This is a genomic window from uncultured Thiocystis sp. (assembly GCF_903866365.1).
GTDB lineage: Bacteria > Pseudomonadota > Gammaproteobacteria > Chromatiales > Chromatiaceae > Chromatium.
This window is the reverse complement of the sequence record NZ_CAIPNF010000352.1, coordinates 1-25,361: the sequence shown is the minus strand read 5'-3', so window position 1 is coordinate 25,361 and position 25,361 is coordinate 1. Positions and strand designations below refer to the sequence as shown.

Genomic DNA, 25,361 nt, shown 5'->3' with positions numbered 1-25,361 from the left:
GACGGCCAGGTTTCCAAAAATATCTATCGGATGGATATCCGCCAGATGGTGGAGTTCCACAAGGAACGCAAGGCCGATGTCACCATCGCCGCCCTGCCCGTCCCGCTGCGCGACGCGCAAGGTTTCGGGGTGATCGCCGCCGACACGGATGGACGCATCCAGGCCTTCGAGGAAAAGCCCGCCCACCCGACCCCGCTGGCCTCGGACCCGACGCAAGCCTATGCCTCCATGGGGAACTACATCTTCGATGCCAACGTACTGGTGAAGGCGCTCAAAGAGACCCAGGAGGCCGGAGAAACGGATTTCGGACAGCATGTGCTGCCCCGGCTGCTGCGCACCCACCGGCTGTTCGCCTACGACTTCGCGACCAACGAGGTTCCCGGAATCCTGCCCTACGAGAACCGCGTCTACTGGCGCGACCTGGGGACCATCGACGCCTATTTCGAGGCCCATCAGGATGTGCTGGGGCATGAACCCGTCTTCGACATGTTCAATCCCGACTGGCCGATCTTCTCCAGCGGCTATCAGGGTCCGGTGGCGCGCATCCTCGGCGGCGAGATCCGCAACAGCCTGCTCGGCGCGGCGACCATGATCCACGAGGGCGCCAGAATCAGCAATTCGATCATCCGCCGCGAGGCGGTGATCGAGGAAGACGTTGTCCTGGAGGATTGTATCGTCATGGACTATGTGCGCATCGGTCGCGGCGCGCGGCTGCGCAAGGTGATCGTGGACCGCCACAATATCATCGAGGCCGGCGACCGGATCGGATTCGATGCCGCCAGGGACCGTCAGCGTTTCCATGTCAGCGAGGGCGGCGTGACGGTCATCCCCATGGGGCGCGTCAACTATTTCGCGCGCGACAATCGGGGATCGGGTCGCGGCGGCTACGCCGAATAACCCTTTCAATTCAGGCGCGAATCTCCACCAGCGTCCTGATCGGGGTCTGCTCGAACAGTTCGAGAAGATCCCGATTGCGCATCCGGATACAGCCATGCGAACAGGGTTCGCCCATGGGCGCCGCATCCGGACAACCATGGATGTAGATATAGCGGCGCAAGGTATCCACGCAGCCACCACGATTGATGCCCGGTTCGCAGCCCGTGAGCCAGAGGATGCGGGTCAGGATCCAGTCGCGTTCCGGGTAGGCGGCGGCCAGCTCGTCATCGAGGATTTCGCCCGTCGGACGGCGCCCCTTGAAGACCGTCCCGATCGGACAACCCTCGCCGATGCGCATCCGCACCCGATGCAGACCGCGCGGGGTACAGCCGCTGCCGTTGCGTTCGCCGGCGCCATTGCGCCCGGTCGAGACTGCATAGCGGGCCACGGCACGGCCGCCCTCCCAGCGCGTCAGGGTTTGGCGGGAAATCTCGACGAGGAGGCGTCTATCCATCGCTTGACCAGTGACGGAAGGGGGATCGGGCAAGGTTGACGTTGTAATACCGCGGATCGCCCGAGACCTCTTGTCCTGCCCAGTCGGGCATCTCGAAGGCGGCCTCCTCGGCATCCAGTTCCACCTCGGCCAGCACCAGCCCGGCATTGTCGCCGCCAAAGACATCCAGATCCCAGACATGCGCCCCGCACGGCAGCCGGTAACGCATCTTCTCGATCACCGGCGACACGGCCATCTCGCGCAGCATGGACTCGGCATCGTCAACGGGGATCGGATACTCGAATTCGGATCGCCGGATCCCGGCGGTGGCGCCTTTGATGGTCAGAAAGGCCGCTTCGCCTCGAATACGTACCCGAACCGTGATCTTCGGGTCGCTGACCAGGTAGCCTTGCAGGATGCGTGTTCCGGCGTCCGCGCTGGCCCGCCAGGAATCGTCCTTCACCAGAAATTTGCGTTCGATTTCAGTGCCCATTTAAACCGCGCCCAGTGGTTATGCGATGTTATTGGATTGAATCCACCTCGGCAGCCTCCAGGACTGTCGGAGGTGGCGCGGTTTAAGACTACGTTCATATCCAGGGGGATCCGAGCTGAGCGGGTATGAACCGAAAAGCGTCGCTGTCCTATCTCTCGAACATATTTCGTTGTCGTTGTCGTTGTCGTAATCGTTGTCGTAGTCACGCGTATTTTCGATATCGACAACGACAACCAACAAAGTCCTCGACCGCGTTTTCAGTCCCGGCTCCGCCGAATTCTTCAACGCTCGAACAGCGCCATGGATTCCATATGCGAGGTGTGCGGAAACATATCCATCACGCCCGCCGCCCGCAGCTTGTAACCAAGTCCATTGACCAGCCGATCGGCATCCCGCGCCAGGGTCGCGGGGTTGCAGGAGACATAGAGGATGCGCTCGACGCCCAGACGCGGCAGACAGTCCAGCACTTGCAAGGCGCCGCTGCGCGGGGGATCCAGCAGCGCGCGGGTAAAGCGTTCGCGCATCCAGGGCTGAAGATCCAGTTCGCCATCGAGATTGGCTGTGTAAAACCGCGCGTTGCCGATTCCGTTGCGCGCCGCGTTGGATTCCGCCCGCGCCACCAGTCCGGCCTCGCCCTCGACGCCGACCACCGACGCCGCCCGACGCGCCAGCGGCAGGGTGAAATTCCCCAGGCCGCAGAACAAATCCAGCACGGCGTCGTCCGGTTGCACGTCCAGCAGTTCGAGCGCGCGATCCACCATCAGCCGGTTCAGTTCCAGATTGACCTGGGTGAAATCGTTTGGCTGGAACTCGATCCGGATCTCATGGCGCGGCAGCCGGTAGTGAAGGTCAATGCCTTGGCCCGGCAGCGGACGGATGGTCTCGACGCCGCCCTCCTGAAGATAGAGATGAAAACCTTCACGCTCGGCCAGTGACAGGAGCGCCTCGATATCCGCCGCGCTCGGCGGCGCCATCGCCCGGAATACCAGCACGCAGGGTCCGTCGCCCATCGAGACCTCGATCTGCGGCACCTGATCGCGGATGCTCAGTGCCTCGACCGTCTCGGCGAGGATCCGGAGACGCTCGCCGACCGTGGGATGCAGCACCTCGCAGCGGGTCAGATCGGCGAGATAGGCATTGCCGCGCTCGCGAAAGCCGACCAGGGTCCGACCTTTCTTGAGAACATGACGCACCCCCAGCCGGGCCTTGCGCCGGTAGCCCCAATGACCGGCGACCAGGGGATCCAGCCAGCGCTCCGGGTCAACCTTGCCGATACGCGCGAAGACATCCGCCAGACTCGCCTGCTTCATCTGGATCTGCGCCGTCGCGTCCAGGTGTTGCAGGCTGCAACCGCCGCAGACGCCGAAATGCGGACATTTCGGTTCGACCCGCTCGGGGGCCGCGCGCAGCACCTCGACAACCGTGCCCTCATCGAAACGGCGCTGGAGACGGGTGTAGCGGAAGCGCACCCGCTCGCCCGCGAGCGCGCCATCGACGAAGACCGCCTTGCCGTCGATGTGAGCGAGTCCCCTGCCCTCGTGGGTCAGGGATTCGATGTCGGCCTCGACGAGTTCACGGGGCAGTGGTTTGCGTTTTCTTGACACTGGCATCCTTCGGTTAAATGCGCACAATGGACAAGATTAACAGGATTGTTCAGGATGGTCAGGCGGACGGAAATCGCCTTCAATCGCGTCAGCGCGAACGCTTTTGATTAGGCAAGAGCGAGCCGATGGACAAGCACCGGATACTTGACAGACACGGTTTTATTGATGAACTTCGACCCCATCGGTTTTATTCGTTCGCCCTATACCGATAAATTCGGTATCCCCCGTCAACCTGGGTTGGTGACGGCCGCGGAGGCGCGCCTGGAACTGCTGCCGCCGTTTGCCCGCGAGGAAGCCTTCAAGGGGATCGATGGCTTTTCCCATGTGTGGATCGTCTTTGTTTTCCATGCGGATTGTCTGCACGCCGGCTGGCACCCGACAGTGCGACCGCCGCGCCTGGGCGGCCGCGAGACGGTTGGAGTCTTCGCGAGCCGGGCGCCCTATCGACCCAACCCCATCGGAATCTCGGCCGTGCAGCATCTAGGGATGGAACGCGATGCGCGGGGACTGGCGCTCAAACTGCGCGGGGGCGATCTGCTCGACGGGACACCCGTGCTCGACATCAAGCCCTATGTGCCTTACGCCGACTCACTGCCAGAGGCGTTGAGCGGTTTCGCCACGAGACCCGAGAACACGATTTGGCCAGTCGCCTTCTCGGACAAGGCTCAACGCGAGGTGGCACTGTTTGACCCGACCGGGGAACGGAAACTGCGTGCATTGATCGAGCAGGTTCTGGCCCAGGATCCCCGACCCGGCTACATGAATCGTTACCCGGAACGCAGCGAATTCGGAATCCAGCTTTACGATCTGAATATTCGCTGGCGAATCGACCAACAGGACATCAACGTCATCAGTGTCGAGCCCCTAAACCACGTCTAACCGGCGTCGAGTACCTGCTCGGCCCAGCCCGAGAGCGCATCCAGGATCCCGCGCTTCACCGGAGCGGAGGCATGGATCTCGGCAAGCTCCATCAGACGATGTTCATACTGGTCGATCTGGATACTCCCACCGCCGGCGGGATCGGTGAGACGATTCAGACGCTCGGCATCCCAATCCTCGCGCTCCTCGTCGGTCAGGGTCTCCGGCCAATTACGGGCTCGATAGCGGAACAGCATCCTGGGCAGGCGCGGATCCTCGAAGGCTGGAGGCGCGTCAGCCAGTTCAGCCGGGGAGAGGAGATGGATCTCATCCATGGCGCGACGATCACGATCGGAAAAGAAACCGCCGGAGTAGAGCATCAGGTCGGGATCGGTCTCGGCCGGACCTGCCGGCAGTTGATGAACGGTCTGCACACGGCGCTGGATATCGGCGGCGGATGCCGCGATCCAGCGCGCCCGTGCGGCGACCTGAGCGGGATCGATCCGCCAGCGCTCGGCGGTCTGGGCGGTCAGGGTCTTCAGCGTGGCCAGCACCGGGGCGCGATTGACATGAACCGTCTTCAGCGGGATGCGCTCCACGCCCTCGGGCAAGTGCGCGGTCGGGGTAAAGAGTCGGGTCCGGATCTCATCAATGGACAGATCGAGGAGTTGGGCCGGGTCGGCGCGCAGGTCGAAGCAGATCACGCCATTGCCGTTCGTCGGGTGTTGCGCCACCGGGAACACTGGCGCGAGACACCCCAGGGCGGCGGGATAGCGGGCGGAGACATGCAGCAGCGGTTCTCCCGTGGCGAGCAGATCGCGCACGCGCCGCTTGTCGCGCAGGGTCAACGCATAGTCGAACAGTCGCGGCTGGGCCGGGCGCAGCCGGCGCGCGAGCGCGAGCGTGGCGCGCACGTCGGCGAGCGCGTCATGCGCCTCATGGCCGATGCCGTTGGCGGCGGTCAGGTGCTCCAGCTTGAACGAGATGGTGCCATCCTCGCCGGTGGGCCACTCCAGACCCTCGGGGCGCAGGGCATGGGCCAGTCGCAGGGTATCGATGAGATCCCAGCGCGAATTGCCGGCGCGCCATTCGCGCGCGTAGGGGTCGTAGAGATTGCGGTACAGCAGATGGCGGGTGACTTCGTCGTCGAAGCGGAAGCTGTTGTAGCCGACCCCGCAGGTGCCGGGTGCGCTCAGCGCGGCCTGGATGCGTGCGGCGAATTCGGCCTCGACCAGACCCTCGCGCGCGGCGAGTTGGGGCGTGATGCCAGTGATGAGACAGGCCTCCGGCTGGGGCAGCAGATCCGTCGCGGGGCGACAGAACAGCACCAGCGGATCGCCGACCTCGTTCAGATCGGTATCGGTGCGCAGACCGGCGAACTGACAGGCACGATCACGACGGGGGTCGGCGCCCCAGGTTTCGTAATCGTGCCAGTAGAAGGTTGGCGACAAACCTAGAGCTTTTCCCGGATCCGGGCGGCCTTGCCGGTGAGTCCGCGCAGATAGTAGAGCTTGGCGCGACGCACGTCGCCCTTGCGCTTGACCTCGATTCCGCCGATGGCCGGGCTGTAGGTCTGGAAAACCCGCTCCACACCCTCGCCGTGCGAGATCTTGCGCACCGTGAAGGCCGAATTCAGACCGCGCTTGCGAATGGCGATCACCACGCCCTCGAACGCCTGGAGACGTTCGCGGTTGGCCTCCTTGACCTTCACCTGCACGACGACGGTATCGCCGGGGGCAAAGTCCGGGATTTCACGGGTCATTTGCTCTTGTTCGAGCGCTTGAATAATGTTGCTCATGGTTTCCTTAGCTCCTGTTCTCAGCCGGCGTCATCTTGATGATGGGCCAGGACAAATTCATCGAGTAACGCCTGCTCGGCCGGGCTCAACCCACGCCGCTTCAGCAATTCCGGGCGCCGCAACCAGGTCCGACCAAGCGCCTGACGCAGCCGCCAACGTTCGATGGCGGCATGATCGCCACCGATCAGCACGGACGGAACCGAACAGCCGTCGATCCGTTCCGGGCGGGTGTAATGCGGGCAATCCAGCAGCCCGTCCATATGGGAGTCCTGACGGGCCGAATCGGCGTGTCCGAGCGCGCCGGGCAAGAGCCGGATCGCGGCGTCCATCACCACCATGGCCGGCAGCTCGCCGCCGCTCAGGACGTAGTCGCCAATCGACCATTCCTCGTCCACCCGAGCCGCGATCAGGCGCTCGTCGATTCCTTCGTAGCGACCGGCCACCAGAATCCAGCCAGGTTGGGCGGCAATCTCGCCGATCGCGGCCTGATCGAGCAACCGCCCCTGGGGGGACAGATAGGCGACCCGACTGGTCGGGGCCGCCGCGCGCGCGTCAGCGATGGCAGCGCGGAGCGGCTCGACCTTCATCACCATGCCGGGACCGCCGCCATAGGGCCGGTCATCGACGGTGCGATGGACATCCTGGGTGTAATCCCGCGGATTCCAGAGATGAAGTTCGGCCAGACCGCGGGTCACGGCCCGTCCGGTGACGCCCTGATCCGACAGAATGCGGAACAGATCCGGAAACAGGGTGACGACATCAAAACGCATGGTTGAAAGCGTGAACCGCCCGAAACGGATTGCGGTTAAAAGTCAGGATCCCAATCGACCTCGATCCGGCCGCGCGCAAAATCCACATCCTTCACCACGTCGCCCCAGGCAAACGGCAGCAAACGCTCGCGCTCGCCCTTGACGACCAGCACGTCGTTGACGCCGGTCGAAAAAAGATGGTCTACCCGACCGAGCTCGACACCGGCGACGGTGACGACCGCGAGCCCTTCCAGGTCGAACCAGTAAAACTCGTCCGGACGCGGTGGGGGCAATTGCTCGCGGGCAACCGCGATCTCCTGCCCGACCAAGATTGCAGCCGCATCGCGATCTTCGCAGCCGTCGAGTCTGACGATCATTCCCTTGCCGTGCAGCTTGCGTTCGGCGACGTTTCGCTGGGTCGCATCCGGCCCAATCAGCCAGGGCGCATAACCGAGAATGCCGTCGCGCGGATCGGTTTCCGAGACCACTTTCACCCAACCCTTGAGACCGTAAACGCCCGCGATGCGTCCAACGACGATGCGCGCAGGATCGGTCCGTGGGGCCGTGAGGGTCATCGGGATGAGGCGTAAAGACTCAGGCCGCGATCGCCGTCGCCTCGCGCGCCGCCTGCTTCAGCAACTGTTTGGCGCGATCGGTCGGCTGGGCGCCCTGACGAATCCAGTAATCGGCGCGTTCGCGATCGACGCGCAGCGGAATCTCGCCGCCCTTGGCATTGGGGTTAAAGAATCCAAGCCGCTCGATATAACGGCCGTCGCGCTTGGCGCGAATATCGGCGACAACGATCTGATAAAAGGGGTTCTTCTTGGAACCGCCCCGAGATAAGCGAATGGTGACCATGGACTGTCCTGGCTGAGACGTGTGGACATCGCGGGATGGCCCGCGGGTAAACGGACAAATATACAGAATCTGACGAAAAATGGAAGCACGGAATCGTCTCAGGACGACCGGCCAGCGGTCGCCGCCCCGCCGCGCGCGCTCGCCGAGGTCAGCGTCCGACGCAGATCCGCCTCCAGTTGTTCCAGCTCGCGGCTGGCGGCGGCACGGGCGCGCTTGCCCTCGTCGGCGATGGCGAGGCTTTCCTCGATGGTCTCGATCAGGGTCCGGTTGGCCTGCTTGACCACCTCGATATCGAAAACTCCGCGCTCGATCTGACGCCGCGCCTCGGCATTGGCCGACTTGAGATTCCCGGCATTGGCGCGCAGCAGATCGTTGGTCAGATCGGTCGCCGCCTTGAGGGTGTCGGCGGCCTCGGCGGAGCGATAGATGGTCACCGCCTGGGCCAGTTGCTGGCGCCACAGCGGCACGGTATTGACCAGGGTCGAATTGATCTTGTTGATCAGACCCTTATCGTTCTCCTGCACCAGCCGGATGCTCGGCAGACCCTGCATCGAGACCTGTCGGGTCAGTTTCAGGTCATGAACCCGGCGCTCCAGCTCGTCGCGAACGCCGCGCAGATCCTTGAGCTTTTGCACCTCGACCATGTCCTTGCTCGCCTCGACCTGGGCGGCCAGGGTCGGAATCGTCGTCTCGTCGAGTTCCATCAGCTTGCGTTCGCCAGCGGCGATGTAGCGCTCCAGGGCGCGGAAATAATCGAGATTCGCGGCATAGAGGCGATCGAGCGCGGTCACGTCCGTCAGCAGTTTGGTTTGGTGGCGTTCGAGCGCCCTAGAGATGTCCTCGATCTGATCGCGCACCACCTCGTATTCCTGCAGGAACCTGACCACGGGCCGGCTCTTGCCCATCAGCCGGGACAGAAGACCCGGCTTGCGATTGGGATTGAGATCCTCGACATCGAACCCCTTGAGAGTCGTGACCATCTCGCTCAGCGCCGCGCCCGCCGGACCGACATCCTTCGCGCGCACGCCCTCCAGCATCTGGTCCGAAATCTCGGTGAGCCGTTCCTGGGCCTTGGCGCCGAAGAACAGGATCGAGTGCGAATCGGCCAGATTCAGTTCCTGAAGCAGGCCCGCGACCTCGGGATCCTCGGCGGGCGCCAAAGGGTACTCGTCGAGGGTCATCATCGGCTGGACGTTGGCTGGAACCACGACGGGCAAATCCATGCCCGGCGCCGATGCGGACGCCTCGGGCGTGTCGCGGGAAACGCCTTTCCGACTCTCATGTTCATCCACCATCGCGATCCTCCACAAATCACTCAATCGAAAGTCGGCAATTGGAACCGCAAAGGCGCAAAGGACACGAAGCAAAACAAATTGTTGCCTTCGATGCCAACTTTACCCATTGGGTAACGACCAACGCCTAAACAACATGTGAAAAACCTTTGCGTTCTTTGCGGCTCACCTGCTCATTTTAGTGTCAAAGTTGCGTCAATTGCTTCTTCAACACCTCGATCTGAACATCGAGATCCATCAGGTCGGTTTTCAGCAGACGCCGATGCTGTTCGTCGAAGACCTCCTCGACCGTCACCAGGACCGTGCGGAAATTCTGCTCCAGCTCGCGCGAATCGGCCAGACGGTGGGTGCGGGCATAGCCATCGGCGACCTGTTGCACTCCGTCCAGATAGACGTTCAGAAACTTGCGCGCCCGAAACAGATCGGTCGGGCGATCCGCGATCTGATTGAGGATGACGCGCCCCTGACGGCCAATGCGTTGCAGCCGAAGTTTCAACTCGGGATTGGCGATGGTCACCGCCGCGCGCTCCAGTTCGATGAGCTTGCGTTCCGCCTCGGCGAGCGCGTCGGCAACCTTTCTGGCCCGCTCATCGCCGAGATCGAAGGGGCGCGTCCGGCCCAGGGGTTCGAGACCATAGACCAGATGGAACCCGAGCAGCGCCACCGCCGCGAAGGCCAGACTGAGCGCAAGCCCATGACCGACCGCGACGAAGGCGGTCAGGCCCGTGGCGAACCCCGTGAGCAGTCCGCCGATAGTCTTGAGCGGGATCCGCTCCAGACGGGCGAAGCGCAGGGTCTGCCGCGCCTGAACGGACAGAATGCCGCGTCGGGTCAGATAGGCGGCGGCCATGAAGAGGATAAAGCCGGCGCCGTCGCCCAGAAAGGCATCGAGCCGACCCGCGCCCAGTCCGATCAACGCGCCGAACAAGAGCGGCAGCGGCAGCAGGAAGAGGAGCGCGCCTTTCAATCGGGGCATCCGCGCTCCGGGAATCCAGTCCGCGGGCAGGGCCGGTGCGCGCGCCAGGGCGATGAGCTCACCATGTGAACAGCGCCTGACAGGAGACCAGCCAGACGCTGGACAGGAGCAGCACCACACCAAGAATCCGCGCGCCCAACGGCGGTCTGGCGGGAGGAGTTGGGCGATGTGGCGTCAGATCATCCGGCATGGTTGCACGTTTCCTCTGGCTCGAACCGCACCCTGGCGTAGATCTCCGACATCGGCACGGCGCACGCGATGGCGTCGAAGCGGATCAGGTCGTCCGGCTCGGAATAGGCGGTCAACACCCAGCGATTGTCGTCCCGACGGGTGAACACGTCGACCGAATAGCGATCCTGGGCGACAAGGACATATTGCCGCAGGCTCGGCAACGCGCGATAGAGGGCGAACTTGCCGCCACGATCATAGCCCTCGGTCGACGGCGACAGCACCTCGATCAGCAGGATCGGATTGGTCAGAACGTCGCTGCGTTCATCGTGGAAGGCCGGCTCGTCGCAGAGCGCGACGACATCCGGGTAGGTACTGGCATCGGCGGCCTCGACGCGGACGCGCATGTCGTTGGAGAGCACCGTGCAGGGACCGGCGTCGAGTTGGTTGCCCAGCCGCCGCACCAGGTTGGCGGCGATCAGATTGTGATGGTAGCTCGCGCCAGTCATCGCATAGACATGGCCCGCGACATATTCGTGTTTTGTATCGACCGCCTCGCGCTCGACCGCGAGATAGTCATCAAAGCTGTAGGCGGTTTTCGGTTGCAGCGACATTTCAGTCCCCCTCGGATTCGTGTCAAGACTCGCCCTGGTCCGCATCGAACCGCACCCTGGCGTAGATCTCCGCCATCGGCACGGCGCACGCGATGGCGTCGAAGCGGATCAAGTCGTCCGGGTCGGAATAGGCGGTCAACACCCAGCGATTGTCGTCCCGACGGGTGAACACGTCGACCGAATAGCGATCCTGAGCGACCAGGATATATTGCCGCAGGCTCGGCAGCGCGCGATAGAGGGCGAACTTGCCGCCCCGATCATAGCCCTCGGTCGACGGCGACAGCACCTCGATCAGCAGGATCGGATTGGTCAGAACATCCCGGCGTTCGTCGTGGAAGGCCGGTTCGTCGCAGAGTGCGACGACATCCGGATAGGTGCTGGCATCGGCGGCCTCGACGCGGATGCGCATGTCAGCCGTCAGCACCACGCACGGACTGGACTTGAGCGCCGCGCGCAGTTCGCTCGCCAGATTCAGGGTAATGAGGTTGTGATGGTAGCTCGCGCCAGTCATCGCATAGACATGACCCGCGACATACTCGTGTTTCGCGTCGACGGCTTCGCGCTCGACCGCGAGATAATCCTCGAAACGGTAAGCGGATTTCGGTTGCAGCGACATCCGGGCGGCTCCATTTGGTGTCAGTCATTATTGACTGACTTTCACTCAGCCGAGTATAGCCCGATGCGAACCTGGATTCCTCGCGGGTCGCGTTTGACGAATCGGCATTGCCCAGCATCGACGGGTTCCGTATCCTCGCCGTTGCGATGTCGCCGGAGTCACCCTCGGAACCACTACGCATGTCCGTTAATACCTGGCTCAAATCCCAACGGCCGCTGGCCGGAAACGCGCTCGCGCTCACCGTCTGGTTGAATACGGCGAATGGCCTGCTCGCCATCGTCCAGGCTTGGTGTCTGGCGGTCATCCTCAACGCCGTCATCTTCGCCGGCGCGGATCTGACCGCGGTGCAGTCCTGGCTGTGGTGGCTGCTCGGTCTATTCGCGCTGCGCGCGGTGGTCGTCTGGTTCGCCGAACGCACCGCGTTCGGCGCCGCGGCTAGCGTGCGGGTGGCGCTGCGCGATCGGGTCTATCGGCATCTGCAACGGCTCGGTCCCGGTTATCTCGCCAACCAGCGCAGCGGCGCGCTGGTGGAGACCCTGACCAAGGGCATCGACGATCTGGAAGGCTACTACGCCCGCTTCCTGCCGGCCATGACCCTGACGATGATTCTGCCGCTCGCCATCCTGACCGCCGTGCTGCCCATGGACTGGCTGGCCGGTCTGGTGCTGATGGTGACGGCGCCCATGATTCCGCTCTTCATGATCTTGATCGGCTCCGGCGCCGAGGCCCGCAACCAGCGCCAGTGGAAACAACTGGCCCGCATGAGCGCGCATTTTCTGGACGTCATCCAGGGTCTGACCACGCTCAAACTGTTCGGGGCCAGCCGACGCGAGGTCAAGGTGGTCGCGAAGATCTCGGACGACTATCGGGTCAGCACCATGCAGGTGCTGCGGATTGCCTTCCTGTCCTCGGCGGTGCTGGAGTTTTTCGCCACCGTCGGCATCGCCATCGTGGCCGTCTTCATCGGTTTCCGGCTCTATGGTCTGGCCCTGCCGGTTCCGCCCTGGCTGGCGGTGCCCGATGTCACTTTTCTACAAGGTCTATTCGTCCTCATGCTGGCCCCGGAGTTTTATGCGCCGCTGCGCAATCTAGGCACCCAGTATCACGCCCGTCTGGCGGCGGTGGCCGCGGCCGAACAACTGATTCAGGTGCTGGAGGCCGAACCCGCGCAATCCGTCCCCGGCACCGAACCGCTGGCCGCCCGGCGCCCGCTCGGGGTGCGGTTCGAGTCGGTGCGCTTCCGCTACGAGGAAGGCCGGGACGCGCTTCAGGGGCTGGACATCGAGATTCCGCCGGGTCAGCGAATCGCGCTGGTCGGCACCAGCGGCGCCGGCAAGACCACGGTTGTCAACCTGCTGCTCGGTTTCCTGACGCCGACCGGAGGGCGCATCCTGATCGGCGCTCAGGAACTGTCGCGCATCGATCTGGAGGACTGGCGGCGGCATCTGGCCTGGGTGCCCCAACAGCCGCGACTGTTCCAGGGGAGCATCGCCGACAATATACGGCTCGGCGTGCCGGAGGCGAGTCTGGACGCCGTGCGCGAGTCGGCGCGGCGCGCGCGCGCCGACCAGTTCATCGCGGCGCTGCCCGACGGCTACGACAGCCGAGTCGGCGAGCGCGGCGCGGGTCTGTCCGGCGGGCAGATTCAGCGCATCGCCCTGGCGCGCGCCTTTCTGCGAGACGCCCCGCTCGTCATCCTCGACGAGGCGACGGCCAATCTCGACCCGGAGAGCGAGCGTCTCGTCCAGGAAGGCATCGACGATCTCGCCCGCGACCGCACCCTGCTGGTGGTCGCTCACCGGCTGGCGACGGTGCGCCGGGCCGATCGTATCCTGGTGCTGGACCGGGGCCAAATCGTCGAACAGGGCGACCATGCCACGCTGGCCGCGGCGCACGGACTCTACGCCCGCATGATCGCGGCCTATGGAGATGCCGGCCAAGGGGTTGCCGACATTCAGGACAGGAGTAAAGGCTCATGAAGGACATTCTGCGTCTATTGGACCTTTTCCGGCCCTATCGGGGCTGGATGCTGCTCGGCACCCTGGCCGCGATCCTCACCCTGCTCGCCAATGTCATGCTGATGGCCGCCTCCGGCTGGTTCCTCGCCGCGATGGCGACGGCCGGCGCCGCCGGGGTTGCCATGAACTATTTCACTCCGGCGGCCATGATCCGGGGCAGCGCCATGTTGCGCACCGGCGGACGCTACGCCGAGCGGCTGGTCAATCACGAGGCGACCTTTCGTCTGATCGCCAGCCTGCGGGTCTGGTTCTACAGCCACCTGGAACCGCTCGCGCCCGCGCGGCTCCAGCAGTATCACAGCGGCGATCTGCTCAGCCGCATCCGCGCCGACATCGACGCGCTCGATAATCTTTATGTGCGGGTGCTGGTGCCGGTCGTCGTCGCCCTCGCGAGCACCCTGATCTTCGGCGTCTTTCTCTTTCTCTTCGCCCCGGTTCTGGCCCTGACCGGGCTGCTCTTTCTGTCGCTCGCGGGCGTCGTCCTGCCGCTCTGGTCCCAGGCGCGCGGACAGGCGCCCGGACGGCGGATCACCGAGGACGACAGCGAACTGCGGACCGCCGTCATCGACGGCATTCAGGGGATGGCCGAACTCACTGTCTACGGCGTGACGGAACGCCAAGCCCAACGCATCGACGACCTGAGTCGCCGCCTGGTCGCCGATCAGGCGCGACTGAGCAGCGACCACGGGCTGACCCTGGCGGCGGTCGGCCTCTGCGCCAGCCTGAGTCTCTGGGTGCTGCTTTGGCTGGCGATTCCGCTGGTGCGCGACGGCCAGCTCCTGCCGCCCCTGCTCGCCATGCTGGCCCTGTTCACGCTCGCCAGCTTCGAGGCGGTCGCGCCGCTGCCGCAAGCCTTTCAATTGCTTGGCCGCACGCTCACCGCCGCGCGCAGGCTCTTCGACATCGTCGACACCGAACCGGCGGTGCGCGAGCCGCCGGGACTCTCGCCCCAGATCGCACACTTCGACATCGCCTTCGACCGCGTCACCTTCGGCTATCCGAACGCGGCACGCCCGGCTGTCGCCGACATCGTCCTGCATATCCCCGAGGGAACCCGGGCCGCCGTCATCGGCGCCACCGGCTCGGGTAAGAGTACGCTGTTCAACCTGCTGCTGCGTTTCTGGGCGCCGGATTCCGGGGCGATTCGGATCGGCGGACAGGACATCGCCGATTTTCATGGCGACGATCTGCGCCGTCATATCGCCGTGGTCAGCCAGCATACCCATCTGTTCGACGCCACCATCCGCGAGAACCTGCTGATCGCCAATCCCGACGCCTCCCAGGGCGCCATCGAACAGGCGTGCCGGGTGGCCCAGATCCACGACTTCATCGCCGAACTCCCCGAAGGCTACGACACCTGGGTCGGCGAAACCGGCGTGCGGATGTCCGGCGGACAGGGGCGACGGATCGCCGTGGCGCGCGCGCTGCTCAAGGACGCGCCCATTCTGCTGCTCGACGAACCCACCGAGGGGCTGGACGCCGCCACCGAGCGCGATCTGATGCGGGCGCTTGACCGGCTGATGGTCGGGCGCACGGTCCTGTTGATCACCCACCGTCCGGCCGGACTGGACTGGGTCGATCAGGTGCTGGTGCTCGATCAGGGCCGCGAGCTGGCCCACGGCGATGTCTCCGTGGTCCCGCAGGCGACGCAAGCCGCGCTGCTCGCGGTCGGACCGACGGTAGAGCCTCGTCATGTAACCGAGCGCGACGCTTGATGGAGCCATCGCGCACAACCGATAGACTCAGACGCCGACGGTCGAGAAGGCCATCCCTCGCCCAGTCACCGGAATAGACTCGACCGCGGTGAGCCGCCAGAACAGAACCGGCAACGCGCCTCGTCCGATCACGCCCTGAACAGTGCATTGAAGGTGTCGCGTACCACCCACGACAACATCCGTGGGTTCCGCGCCACCTGTCCCAAGGCATAAGGGAGCCACGCCGCGCCAAAGGGTATGTAAAGGCGAACCGGCACGCCAAGTTCGCGCGCCACGGCCAGCGAGGCACGGCGCGGCAGCCCGCAAAGCAACTCCAGCTCGCAGTCCGTGCCCGAACGCAGCAGACGGCTAAGCGCCTCGCGCGCCAATGGCGCATCGTGGGTTGCAACCGCCGCTTCGGATGCCCGGCCCGTCAGACGCTCTCGTCGTCGGCCTAAAATAACCCAGTGTGCACGCGACACCCTTTTGCTCCATGCGACGGCGATATCTCGACCACATTGTAGAAAGGACGGCCGGATTCCTTCCAAACACTGGTCGCGTTTGTACAAGCTTTGACACCGAGGGATGGAGACGTCCAGTAAAACTGGTCAATCTTGCGGAAAAAGATAGTTCCGATGCGGCGATAAGGCAAAGCGGAAGGGGGATCTGCTAGACGCTTGGCTGGCTGGGTCACGCCAACCGATCAACGAAGTCGGATCGCCTGGCGCCAGCCTGTACAATTGCTCCCTTTCACCGACTTCCCCACGGAGCAAGCATGTCGAAATATCACATCTACGGAATCGGCAACGCGCTGGTCGATCTGGAGTATGAGGTGGAGCCCCATGATCTGGGCATTCTCGGGATCGACAAAGGGGTCATGACCCTGGTCGACGAGGCCCAGCAGACGGGCATCATGCACCATCTCAAAGACCACCATCATCAACGCGGCTCCGGCGGATCGGCGGCCAATTCGATCATCGCCTTCAGCCAGTTCGGCGGGAAAGGCTTTTACTCCTGCAAGGTCGCCGACGACGAGCTAGGCCATTTCTACATGCGGGATCTTCTCGATGGCGGGGTCGACACCAACCACCATACCGAGAAGGCCCAGGGCCACACCGGGCGCTGCGTGGTACTGGTGACTCCGGACAGCGACCGCACCATGTGCACCTTCCTCGGCGTCAGCGGCGATCTCTCCGCCCAGGAATTGGTGGAAGACGCGCTGCGGGATTCCGACTGGTTCTACACCGAAGGCTATCTGGTGACCTCGGATGCCGCGCGCGACGCCTCCATCGCGGCCAAGCGGATCGCGGACGCGGCCGGCGTCAAGACCGCCATCTCGCTGTCCGATCCCAACATGGTCAAGTTCTTCAAACACGGATTGCTGGAGATGATCGGCTCCGGCGTCGATCTGCTGTTCGCCAACGAATTCGAGGCCATGGGCATGGCCGGCAGCGAGGATCTGTCGCGCGCGGTGGACTATCTCAAAACCGTCAGCAGGAGCTTTGCCATCACCCGCGGTCCCGAGGGCGCACTGGTCTGGGATGGCACAACGCTGATCGAGATTGCCCCGGTCAAGGTGGATGCCGTGGACACGGTCGGCGCCGGAGACATGTTCGCCGGGGCCTTCCTCTTCGGTCTGAGCCAGGGCTGGGACCACCAGCGCGCGGGCGATCTCGCCTCCGCCGCCTCGGCCAAATTGGTCACGAGTCTCGGACCGCGAATCTCGGCCACGGAAACCCAATCGATCCTAAAATCCTTTCGGTAAGTCTCAAAACGGCGAATTCGTTCCCAACGAATCCGCCGAATTGCGCACCCATCGTCATCCCCATTCGCCGCTTGAGGGTAGCCTTTCAGGTAACCACACCGAATCCATCGTCCAGCAACCGACGGACCGCGGCCCACATCCGGATGCGCGCGGCTGTCCGTCGATTCGTGATCGGAGTATGCGTCATGCTGACCTTCGATGCCCCTTCACTGCCATCCCCGCTCGCCATCCGGGAATGCACGCGGCCGCGCTTCGACGGCAGTCTGGAGAAATTGGGCGACTGGCTGACCGATCTGCGCGCCGCCGGGATACGCCAGTCCGGGCCAGCGCTGATTCTGGCCTTGGAAAAATTGCGCCGATCGGAGCTTTCCACCAGCCGGCGACTCGCCGCCCTGTCCGCCCTGAAAAGGCCCCTGCTCAAGACCTGCGCCGGTCTGCCGAAACCGGGGTTGGCCATCGGCAAAGCCGTCTCGCTCATGTCCGGCGTCACCCTCGAACAGCGTCTCGACCGACTCATGTTCGTGAACCTGAACCAGACGCTGCGCCAGATCGACCGGCAGGGTTGTCTCCTGTCCAACCGGGAATTCCGCAGACGCGATTGGACGATGCGGAATCTGTTCCGGTTCGCCAAGCGACAGATTCGCTACGCGGCGCTCTGGAACACCCCTCTTCCAGAAAAAACCTGGCTCGATCTTCACGCACTCCATGTCTATCTCCTGGCCCAGCGCGTGATGCCGATGTCGGCTATCGCGCCAGTGGACAGCGGAACCGGTTGGACCGACCCCGAACTGGAATACAAACAGCTCCTCTTGTTTGGACTGGCCGCGCATCTGCATCCGTCCCTGGTCCGCACCGACGTTTTCCTGGAGGGACTGGCCGGCTGGGCCACGCAAACCCTGCTGGAGGACCCGCAACGGATGTTGGGCCGAATCAGGCTGTTTCTGGTGCCCATGCTCGAAGACGAACCGCCTCGCCAACTGGCCGGTCCGCTGCATGCCGCCTTTCGCGGCTGGGTGTTGCAGCCACCCTACTCTTTTATCCATCGGATCGACGGGATCGGGTATAAGATCGATTCCCCTCGGAGTCCATTCGCGTGAACTCGTCTTCATCTTCAGGCCTTCATGAAACTGCTTGCGATCGATACCTCCGGCGATGCCTGCTCCGCCGCGCTTCTGATTGATGGAATGATCGAGCAAGTGTTTGAAATCGCTCCCCGTCGACACGGCGAACGCATCCTGCCCATGATGCAGAACTTGCTGGAGCGGGCCGGTCTGCGCGTCAATGCGCTGGATGCCATGGCCTTCGGCTGCGGTCCCGGTTCGTTTACCGGGGTGCGGATCGCGGCCGCGGTCATCCAGGGCGCGGCATTCGGCGCCGATCTCCCGGTCGTGCCGGTCTCGACACTGGGCGCCCTGGCTCAGGGTCAGTTTCGCCGTGGCGGACAACGGCGTCTGCTGACGGCGCTCGACGCCCGCATGGGCGAGGTGTACTGGGGCTGCTTCGAGGTGGGCGAGGACGGACTTGCCGCGCCCTGCGGCGAGGAAGCGGTCTGCCCGCCGGATCGCGTCGAGTTGCCGGCCGGTCAGGGCTGGTACGGGGTTGGACCGGGATGGGCGGCCCACGCAGCAAGTTTGACGGTCCGCGTCGGCGACGCCCTGGCCGGCGTCAATCCGGACCCTCGGTGCGAGGCCCGCGACATTGTCGTCATGGCGGCCGCGCAATGGCGCGCGGGTCGGCAGGTCTCGCCAGAACTGGCGGCCCCGGTTTATCTCCGGGATCGGGTCACGCAAACGTCGGCGACAGGAGCGTCTTGACTGCTCCAGGCTACACTCCTTCCCAACAGCAAAACGGAGGAAAGGGCCATGACAAAAACACTCACTTTCGGCGCAGTCCACATGACCGTGGCTTTCACCGTGGCCTATCTGATGACGGGGAGCGTCGTGGTCGGAGGCGCCATTGCCTTCGTGGAACCGGCGGTCAACACGGTCGCCTACTTCTTCCACGAAAAAATGTGGGAGCGCGTGCGTCACGCACGCCAACACCCTCTCCCTGCATAATCTGCCCGGCTCCCGACGCGCGCCCCGCCCCGTTGAGGGGCGCGTCTCGGGATGCGCGTCGGCTCGGCGCGGTTGGGGTTTTCGTCCTGAAATTTCATTTATTCGGGAGACTTTTTGGAGTTTCGATGTACACTACTCTTCCATGAAGCAACGGATGCAGCGAAAATCGGCTCATGCGTATCCCAAGACGGTTCGACAGCCTTCAAGCCATGACTCTTTGTGTGCTATCCGGTACCGCGTGCCGTCATTCAACATCTTCATTACAGTAACCTGATTTCCTTCTTTTTTGTCTAGTATGCATGACCCATCCGTGACCCTTCGCCACCTGCTCGACTTGAGTTTTCCTCGGGTCTTGAGCGTCCGGTGCCGATTGAAACGAACGATTCAACAAACGGATGATGCTCGCGGTGAATTCCACTCGTGTTCGAGTGGGCAGTGAAACTGGTCTCAAGAAGAGATCCGGTTTGAGTAATGCCAACGCAAGTTGGTACGTCTAAAGTGATGAGGTCGATATGGCAGGCGAATTGGTTTCCGGTACGGTCAAGTGGTTCAATGACGAGAAGGGCTACGGTTTCATCGAACGGGAAGGTGGCAAGGACGTGTTCGTCCATCACAGTGCCATCAATGGCGCGGGGCGGAAAACCCTGCTCGAAGGTCAGCGAGTGACGATGGAAGTGACCCAGGGTCCCAAGGGGCCGCAAGCAGAGAATGTCACTCCGAACTGATCGGCGGTTTGACCGGTTACCGGTAACATCGTCCCATGAGTGACATCCGCGGGATCCGATGGTGGATCCCGCGGTTTCTTGCTCAAAGAACGCGCCGACCAAATCCCCCGCCTTTCTCGCACGACAGTCCAGACGCGCGCGGGCACGCATCGGCTCGCGCCTTGCGCGACCTGATTCAGGCGCTACGCACAGGATCCCCGAATGCTCCCTGGTGCAATAACTCGACCAGCTTTTCCATGCGTATCGGTTTGGTTGCAAAGTCATTCATGCCAGCGTCCAGACAGGCTTGGCGATCATCCGCCGTCGCATTGGCGGTCAGTGCAATGATCCTTGGCTGACGATGGCTTGGAGGCAGTTGTCGAATCTGGCGACTGGCGCTGATGCCATCGAGTTCCGGCATCTGGACATCCATCAGAATCACATCGTAGACATTTTGTCTGACAGCCTCGACGGCCTCCGCGCCATTATTGACAATGTCGGCCTGAAGACCCAGATGCTTTAAGAGCTTCAGGGCCACCATCTGGTTGATCGGGTTGTCCTCGGCCAGCAGGATGCGCAACCTCGGCGGCGGGTCGGTCGGCGGGTCCAGATCCAATGCGGGCGTGACCGCTGGATCCCTGACCGCGCGATCCTCGACGACCAACGCGCGTCCACTGCTCACGCTGTCGGAGCCTGACTCAGTCGCCTGCCCCTGTCGGACGGCCGGCATCGACCAGGTGCAGCGAAAGGTGCTGCCCAGCCCTGGCACGCCGGCACTCTCGACATCGATGCTTCCGCCCATCAACTCGGACAAACGCCGGCAGATCGCCAGACCCAGACCGGTTCCGCCATAACGTCGGGTCGTGGAGGCGTCGACCTGGGTGAATTTTTGGAACAGCCGCGACTGCGCCTCCCGGGGAATGCCGACGCCGGTATCCCGCACCGTCAAGACCAGCCGATAGACGCGCTCCGCCTCCAGGCCGCCCGCTGCCGTCGCGCCGCCGAGCAAGGCAGGCGAGGAAGACGCCTCCTGTCCGGTCAGCGCGAGGGCGATACTCCCGCGCTCGGTGAACTTCACCGCGTTGCTGACCAGATTGACGATGATCTGTCTCAGACGATGGTCGTCCCCGACGAATTCGCGCGGCAGGCTCGGGTCCAGTTCGACCGTCAGCCGGAGCTGCTTTTCCCACGCCTTGTTCTTGACGAGATCCAGCGCGCCTTGCACGCACTCCTGGAGGACGAAGCGGAGGGGATGCAGTTCGAGCATCCCTGCCTCGATCTTCGAGTAATCGAGGATATCGTTAATCAGAAACAGCAGTGCATTGCCGCTGGTCTCGATGATGTCGACATAGTCGCGCTGGGTCACGTCCAGTGGGGTCGTCGTCAGCAGTTCGCTCATGCCGATGATGGCGTTGAGCGGGGTGCGGATTTCATGGCTCATGTTCGCCAGAAACTCGCTCTTCGCGCGATTCGCCGACTCCGCGTCCGACTTGGCCTGTTTGAGTTCGGCATCGGCGCGGCTCAGGCGGGCCTGGGTGTTCAGGCGGGCCGCCAGCTCGCCTACCTCGAAGGGTTTGTTGACGAAGTCCACCGCGCCCGCCGCGAAGGCCCTGACCTTGCTGTCGACATCGCTCTTGGCGCTGAGCATGATGACGCGCAGATGCGCCAGGTGCGGATTGGATTGGAGAATCTCCAGCACCTCGAAGCCATCCAGACCGGGCATCATGATGTCGAGCAGGACGACATCGATCGTCTCCTCGGATTCCAGCATCACCAGCGCGTCCGTGCCATCGGCCGCTTGCAGGATGTCGTATTGGTCCTTGAAGATTTCGTGGATAAATTCGCGAATACTCTGCTCGTCATCCACGATCAGCAGTGTCGGGCGCTGAACCATTAGGCGCGGCCCCGGAAGCTCTCGATCAGCTCGATCATCTGCTCGCGGCGGAAGGGCTTGGTGACAAAGCCGTCCGCGCCGGCCTCGCGCGCGCGCTGCTCGTCGATCTGCTGGGTGGCGGCGGTGAAGATGATGATCGGCGTATCCCGCGTGTTGCTGTTGCGCTTGAGGGTACGACAGATATCGTAGCCGGAAATGCCGGGGATCCAGGCGTCCAGCAGCACCAGATCCGGCTTGCGGCTGATCGCCTCCCGGATGGCGGTCGCGCTGGTCAGCGCGCTGAGAATCGTATAGCGCTCTTCGAGCAGATCGCGCGTGAACGTGATCACATCCGCCTCGTCATCGACCACCAGGATGGAAAGACGCTGGTCCTCGGGCAGATCGATCTGGGGCTCCTCCGGTTGCTCGAAATGAATGACCTTGAACGCGGGCGCACTCTCGTCCGCTGTGCGCACGCGCGGCGGCCTGACGACGGAGTCGTCGCTGAGCGGCGTCTGATCCGCGGCGATCGGCAGGATCACCCGGAAGGTGCTGCCCTGGCCGTATTCGCTCTCCACCTGGATCTCGCCCTCGTGGGCCTGCACGATGCCCTGGACGATGGAGAGCCCAAGACCGGTGCCGCCCGCCATGAATTCGTTCTTGCCGGTGCGGTGCTTGGTGATATCGCCGAGCGTCGAGAACCGCTTGAAGAGTTTCCCGAGATCCTCCTGGCGAATCCCGATGCCGTTATCGCTCACCTCCAGATGCACCTGCCCGTCCCGCGCCTGGACAGCGATCTTGATTTGCCCCCCATCGGGGGTGTATTTCACCGCATTCCCCAGCAGGTTGATCACCACCTGGGACAGACGATCCAGATCGCCGTTGACCAGCGGCAGGTCCTCGGCGAGTTCCAGGGTCAGCGTGTGGCCCCGACTGTCGAGATAGGGCTGCTGTTCGTCGGCAATCTCCCGGACGATCCGGCTCAACGAAACCGGCATGCGTTCCAGCACCAGTTTGTTCTCCTCGATGCGCGAAATGTCGAGCAGTTCGGCGACGATGCGGGCCAGCCGGGTCGCGTTGCGCGAGACGGTATCCAGCATCTTGTGCTGGGCCGGCGAAATCTCCCCCCCTTTCCCCTCGCGAATCAGATCCACATACCCCTGGATCGCGATCAGCGGCGTGCGCAGTTCGTGCGAGGCCATCGAGATAAATTTGGACTTGAGCTGATCGAGTTCCAGCAATTCCAGGTTGGCGGTCTCGATCTCGTCGATCTTGGCCTGCAAATCGTCCGCCATCTGATTGAAGGTCACCGCCAGATCCTCGATCTCGTCGCCGGAATGCAGTTGGATCCGATGATCGAGTTCTCCCGCACCGACCCGCCGCGACCCCTCGGCCAGCTGATGGATCGGTCGCGAAATACTGCGCGCGAAGACCAGCGCGACCGGAATCAAGGCCAGCACGATCCCGAACAGCAGCCACAAAAAGGTCTCGACCAGCGACTGCGCGCGCGCGTTCAGCATGGTGGCGGTGCGCTCGCGGCTCTGCTCGATCTTCTGATTGGTCAGCAGCGCCGGTGCGATCACCTCCTGCACGGGCACCGCGATGGCGACGCTCCAGCCCGTGACCGGGATCGGGTGATAGGCGAGAAAATATTCCTTGCCGGTCTTGGCATCGGTATAGGTGGTCAGTTCGTGCGCGCCCTGGCTCATGGCCGCGACAATCCGCTGAAAGGCCGGATCGCGCACCTTGGTCAACTGATGGGCAAAGGCCTCATTGCGCTTGAATTCGCCCTCGAAACTGCCCTGGAATTCGAGAAACTCGGACGCCCGTTCCGGGAACGCGATGGCCTGACCCGCGCGCGACATCAGAAAGGCGAAACCGCTCTCTTCGACCTGGAGGTTCAGGATGCCCTTGACGATTTGATCCAGGGTAATGTCGATACCGGTGACGGCGACCAGCTTTTCCCCCCGATAGACCGGCGCGATACTGGAAACCATCCAGCCGAGCCCCGCCGGATCCCAGTAAAGCTCCGTCCACTCGGGGCCGCGATCCGGGTTGTGCGCGGCGTCGGCCAGATAATAGAAATCGAACGCCGTGACATCCGGTGCCTGGCTGAATTGCTTCGGACCGTCGACCCATGAGAATTCGCCGTTGACGAACGGCATGCCGCGCGACAACTGTCCGGCGGTATTGATGTACATCTGCACCGCGTAGGGGTTGGTCGCGGCGATGCTGTTAAAGAGGATGTCCATATACTCGGTGAGTTGGATTTCCTTCAGCGTTTCCTTGCTGACCTGCCCCTTCCCGTCAACCCCATTCCCGAAGACCGCGAGCCAGGAATTGCGGTTTTCCTGTCGGCTGCCGAAGGAGTTGTGTTCCGGCGCGGGTTCGTAGGTACTTGGCAAGGCGTAGCGTTTCAGGGTCTCGGCATGGTTGTAGAGATAGGTGCCGAAATCGGCCAGCTTCACCGTATCGCCCTGCACCTGCTTCAGGATTTCGTTGACATCGCCGGCATGGCGTTCGGTGAGGGCCAGCAAGCGGGTTTTGAGTTCGGCGGACAGGGCCGCGCTACTGTCGGACATCGCCAGTTCCGCGACCTCCCGATTCGCCTGCGAGGCGATCTGGCTGATATTGAGGGTACTGCGATACCCGACCCAGCCGACGATCGACAGCGGAACGAGCGCGGTGAGGATCAAGATGATCAGTAGCTTGCTTGTGATGTGAATTTTCATGCCAAATCGCGCCCCGAGCAAAGGGAGGGTCGAGTGACCCCGGCCGCGCGGCCGCCAGCGGCGATCGATGCGACACGCCCCTGTCACCCTGGAAAAGTTGGAATCATAACATTCGCTTGCGCCCGGCAGTCAGTGATCTGGATCGAAAACCGCGGAATTGTCATGTGATTCTGGCGCCGCGCGCATCCCGGCCACAAGCGGCAAGTTGCGTGGAAACCGCGCGAAAAATCATCGGTAAGGCTAGAATACCTCAATCAATTTTGGAGAGACACATGGCACAGGCAACACGCTACGGTCAGTTGACGTTCAGCGATTACGTGGAGCGCGCGTTGCGCGAGGGTGCCATGTGGTCGCTCATGTGCGGGGCGATTTATCTAGCGATTTCGCTGGCGAGTTATTCGCCGGCGGATCCCGGCTGGTCCTACGTGGGCGAGACCAGTCTGGTGACCAATGCCGGCGGTCGCGCTGGTGCCTGGTTCGCGGATGTCGTCCTCTATCTGTTTGGGTTTTTTGCCTATTTACTGCCCTTCATGGTGGTCTGGAGCGCCTGGCTGGTGTTCCGCGGACGCGGCGAGGATCCTTCTCAGAGGGCTTGGTTGCTCTCGCTGCGCTGGGTCGGTTTCCTGGTCACGCTGGCCGCGGGTTGCGGCTACGCCTCGATCCATATCGGAACCTTCGGCTTCAATCTTCCCAATGGCGCCGGCGGGGGACTCGGCCTGATGGTCAGTCGCCGGATGCAGGACAACTTCAACGTTGCAGGCACCGATTTACTCTTGGGCGGCGCCTTGCTGGTTAGCGCGACGCTGTTTTCCGGCATCTCCTGGCTGAAGCTGCTGGATGGCCTGGGCGCTGTCGTCCTCCAGGGCTTGCGCGCGGTCTGGTCCGGGCTGTCCGGCGCGGCCGCGCGTCTCGCGTTCGCCCATGGCCGGGGCGCGGCGGAAACCGATGGTGCTCCGAGCGGTTTGCCCAGCGAACTGAACCTCATCGACCCTCCGTCATCGACTTCTCGATGGCCCGAATCCGCGGAGGAGATCCCCGCGCCGCCTCCTCGGCGACTATTGGGACAACTGCCCGAGAGAGTGCGACACGCCCTGGTCGAGCCGGAGACGCTGGCGGCGGAGTC

At 63.3% G+C, this 25,361-nt stretch carries 25 protein-coding genes and 1 pseudogene; 10 read left to right on the top strand and 16 right to left on the bottom strand.

Annotated elements, in window-relative coordinates:
• Positions 1-18: 18 nt before the first annotated feature.
• Positions 19-897 (top strand): annotated as a pseudogene (locus QZY07_RS19730) (sugar phosphate nucleotidyltransferase); the annotation flags it as partial.
• Positions 898-907: 10 nt separating this feature from the next.
• Here QZY07_RS19730 and QZY07_RS19725 read toward each other — a convergent pair.
• The 3 genes from QZY07_RS19725 to rlmD form a co-directional block, all read right to left on the bottom strand.
• A complete protein-coding gene (locus QZY07_RS19725; RefSeq protein ID WP_295406329.1) occupies positions 908-1,390 on the bottom strand; it encodes a L,D-transpeptidase in 483 nt (160 codons plus the stop codon).
• A complete protein-coding gene (locus QZY07_RS19720) occupies positions 1,383-1,862 on the bottom strand; it encodes a CYTH domain-containing protein (protein ID WP_295406327.1) in 480 nt (159 codons plus the stop codon). The genes QZY07_RS19725 and QZY07_RS19720 overlap by 8 nt, the downstream gene beginning before the upstream one ends.
• A gap of 281 nt (positions 1,863-2,143) precedes the next feature.
• Positions 2,144-3,466: a 23S rRNA (uracil(1939)-C(5))-methyltransferase RlmD gene (rlmD, locus tag QZY07_RS19715; RefSeq protein WP_295406325.1), complete on the bottom strand. Its 1,323-nt coding sequence runs from the start codon at positions 3,464-3,466 to the stop codon at positions 2,144-2,146.
• A gap of 165 nt (positions 3,467-3,631) precedes the next feature.
• Here rlmD and tsaA point away from each other — a divergent pair, with 165 nt between their 5' ends.
• Positions 3,632-4,345: a tRNA (N6-threonylcarbamoyladenosine(37)-N6)-methyltransferase TrmO gene (tsaA, locus tag QZY07_RS19710; protein ID WP_295406323.1), complete on the top strand. Its 714-nt coding sequence runs from the start codon at positions 3,632-3,634 to the stop codon at positions 4,343-4,345.
• On the opposite strand, the gene sbcB is transcribed toward tsaA, so the two are convergent.
• The 10 genes from sbcB to QZY07_RS19660 form a co-directional block, all read right to left on the bottom strand.
• A complete protein-coding gene (gene sbcB, locus QZY07_RS19705) occupies positions 4,342-5,775 on the bottom strand; it encodes an exodeoxyribonuclease I (protein ID WP_295406321.1) in 1,434 nt (477 codons plus the stop codon). The two genes, tsaA and sbcB, sit on opposite strands and share 4 nt — an antisense overlap.
• Before the next feature lie 2 nt (positions 5,776-5,777).
• On the bottom strand, positions 5,778-6,122 hold the full coding sequence (rplS, locus tag QZY07_RS19700; RefSeq protein ID WP_201098558.1) for a 50S ribosomal protein L19: 345 nt from the start codon (positions 6,120-6,122) through the stop codon (positions 5,778-5,780).
• A gap of 20 nt (positions 6,123-6,142) precedes the next feature.
• Entirely contained in the window at positions 6,143-6,892 is a 750-nt protein-coding gene (trmD, locus tag QZY07_RS19695) for a tRNA (guanosine(37)-N1)-methyltransferase TrmD (RefSeq protein ID WP_295406318.1), read from the bottom strand.
• Positions 6,893-6,927: 35 nt separating this feature from the next.
• Complete coding sequence (gene rimM / locus QZY07_RS19690; protein WP_295406316.1) at positions 6,928-7,446, bottom strand: ribosome maturation factor RimM; 519 nt, start codon at positions 7,444-7,446, stop codon at positions 6,928-6,930.
• A 19-nt stretch (positions 7,447-7,465) separates the two neighbouring features.
• On the bottom strand, positions 7,466-7,729 hold the full coding sequence (gene rpsP / locus QZY07_RS19685; protein WP_295406315.1) for a 30S ribosomal protein S16: 264 nt from the start codon (positions 7,727-7,729) through the stop codon (positions 7,466-7,468).
• A gap of 98 nt (positions 7,730-7,827) precedes the next feature.
• On the bottom strand, positions 7,828-9,024 hold the full coding sequence (locus QZY07_RS19680; protein WP_295406313.1) for a toxic anion resistance protein: 1,197 nt from the start codon (positions 9,022-9,024) through the stop codon (positions 7,828-7,830).
• Positions 9,025-9,205: 181 nt separating this feature from the next.
• Entirely contained in the window at positions 9,206-9,997 is a 792-nt protein-coding gene (locus QZY07_RS19675) for a 5-bromo-4-chloroindolyl phosphate hydrolysis family protein (RefSeq protein ID WP_295406311.1), read from the bottom strand.
• A gap of 58 nt (positions 9,998-10,055) precedes the next feature.
• A complete protein-coding gene (locus QZY07_RS19670) occupies positions 10,056-10,187 on the bottom strand; it encodes a hypothetical protein (protein WP_295406309.1) in 132 nt (43 codons plus the stop codon).
• Positions 10,177-10,779 (bottom strand): Uma2 family endonuclease, encoded by a 603-nt coding sequence (locus QZY07_RS19665; protein ID WP_295406307.1) that lies wholly within the window; start codon positions 10,777-10,779, stop codon positions 10,177-10,179. Before QZY07_RS19665 ends, QZY07_RS19670 begins: the two co-directional genes overlap by 11 nt.
• Before the next feature lie 22 nt (positions 10,780-10,801).
• On the bottom strand, positions 10,802-11,395 hold the full coding sequence (locus QZY07_RS19660; protein WP_295406305.1) for a Uma2 family endonuclease: 594 nt from the start codon (positions 11,393-11,395) through the stop codon (positions 10,802-10,804).
• Between the two features lie 179 nt (positions 11,396-11,574).
• Between QZY07_RS19660 and cydD the strand changes: the two genes are divergently transcribed.
• Together cydD and cydC are read left to right on the top strand one after the other, a co-directional pair.
• Complete coding sequence (cydD, locus tag QZY07_RS19655; RefSeq protein ID WP_295406303.1) at positions 11,575-13,374, top strand: thiol reductant ABC exporter subunit CydD; 1,800 nt, start codon at positions 11,575-11,577, stop codon at positions 13,372-13,374.
• Positions 13,371-15,128: a thiol reductant ABC exporter subunit CydC gene (gene cydC / locus QZY07_RS19650; protein WP_295406301.1), complete on the top strand. Its 1,758-nt coding sequence runs from the start codon at positions 13,371-13,373 to the stop codon at positions 15,126-15,128. Before cydD ends, cydC begins: the two co-directional genes overlap by 4 nt.
• A 128-nt stretch (positions 15,129-15,256) precedes the next feature.
• Here the strand turns inward: cydC and QZY07_RS19645 are convergent, their stop codons facing one another.
• Positions 15,257-15,589 carry a hypothetical protein gene (locus QZY07_RS19645; RefSeq protein ID WP_295406298.1) on the bottom strand — a complete coding sequence of 111 codons (333 nt, stop codon included), beginning with the start codon at positions 15,587-15,589 and terminating at the stop codon, positions 15,257-15,259.
• Positions 15,590-15,882: 293 nt separating this feature from the next.
• On the opposite strand from QZY07_RS19645, the gene QZY07_RS19640 reads away from it, so the two are divergent.
• The 5 genes from QZY07_RS19640 to QZY07_RS19620 all read left to right on the top strand — a co-directional run bounded on the left by QZY07_RS19640 (position 15,883) and on the right by QZY07_RS19620 (position 19,654).
• Complete coding sequence (locus QZY07_RS19640; protein ID WP_295406296.1) at positions 15,883-16,872, top strand: adenosine kinase; 990 nt, start codon at positions 15,883-15,885, stop codon at positions 16,870-16,872.
• Positions 16,873-17,057: 185 nt separating this feature from the next.
• Complete coding sequence (locus QZY07_RS19635) at positions 17,058-17,969, top strand: hypothetical protein (RefSeq protein ID WP_295406294.1); 912 nt, start codon at positions 17,058-17,060, stop codon at positions 17,967-17,969.
• A 24-nt stretch (positions 17,970-17,993) separates the two neighbouring features.
• Positions 17,994-18,686, top strand: coding sequence for a tRNA (adenosine(37)-N6)-threonylcarbamoyltransferase complex dimerization subunit type 1 TsaB (gene tsaB, locus QZY07_RS19630; protein ID WP_295406292.1), 693 nt, complete (start codon positions 17,994-17,996; stop codon positions 18,684-18,686).
• 48 nt (positions 18,687-18,734) lie between these two features.
• On the top strand, positions 18,735-18,929 hold the full coding sequence (locus tag QZY07_RS19625) for a DUF2061 domain-containing protein (RefSeq protein WP_295406290.1): 195 nt from the start codon (positions 18,735-18,737) through the stop codon (positions 18,927-18,929).
• A gap of 524 nt (positions 18,930-19,453) precedes the next feature.
• Positions 19,454-19,654, top strand: a complete 201-nt coding sequence (locus tag QZY07_RS19620; protein WP_174284523.1) for a cold-shock protein — start codon at positions 19,454-19,456, stop codon at positions 19,652-19,654.
• A gap of 175 nt (positions 19,655-19,829) precedes the next feature.
• Here the strand turns inward: QZY07_RS19620 and QZY07_RS19615 are convergent, their stop codons facing one another.
• Both QZY07_RS19615 and QZY07_RS19610 read right to left on the bottom strand, forming a co-directional pair.
• Entirely contained in the window at positions 19,830-21,527 is a 1,698-nt protein-coding gene (locus tag QZY07_RS19615; protein ID WP_295406286.1) for a response regulator, read from the bottom strand.
• Positions 21,527-24,238: an ATP-binding protein gene (locus tag QZY07_RS19610; protein WP_295406284.1), complete on the bottom strand. Its 2,712-nt coding sequence runs from the start codon at positions 24,236-24,238 to the stop codon at positions 21,527-21,529. Before QZY07_RS19610 ends, QZY07_RS19615 begins: the two co-directional genes overlap by 1 nt.
• Positions 24,239-24,510: 272 nt before the next feature.
• Between QZY07_RS19610 and QZY07_RS19605 the strand changes: the two genes are divergently transcribed.
• Positions 24,511-25,361: DNA translocase FtsK 4TM domain-containing protein (locus QZY07_RS19605; RefSeq protein WP_295406282.1), on the top strand; the 851-nt coding region annotated here is incomplete at its 3' end.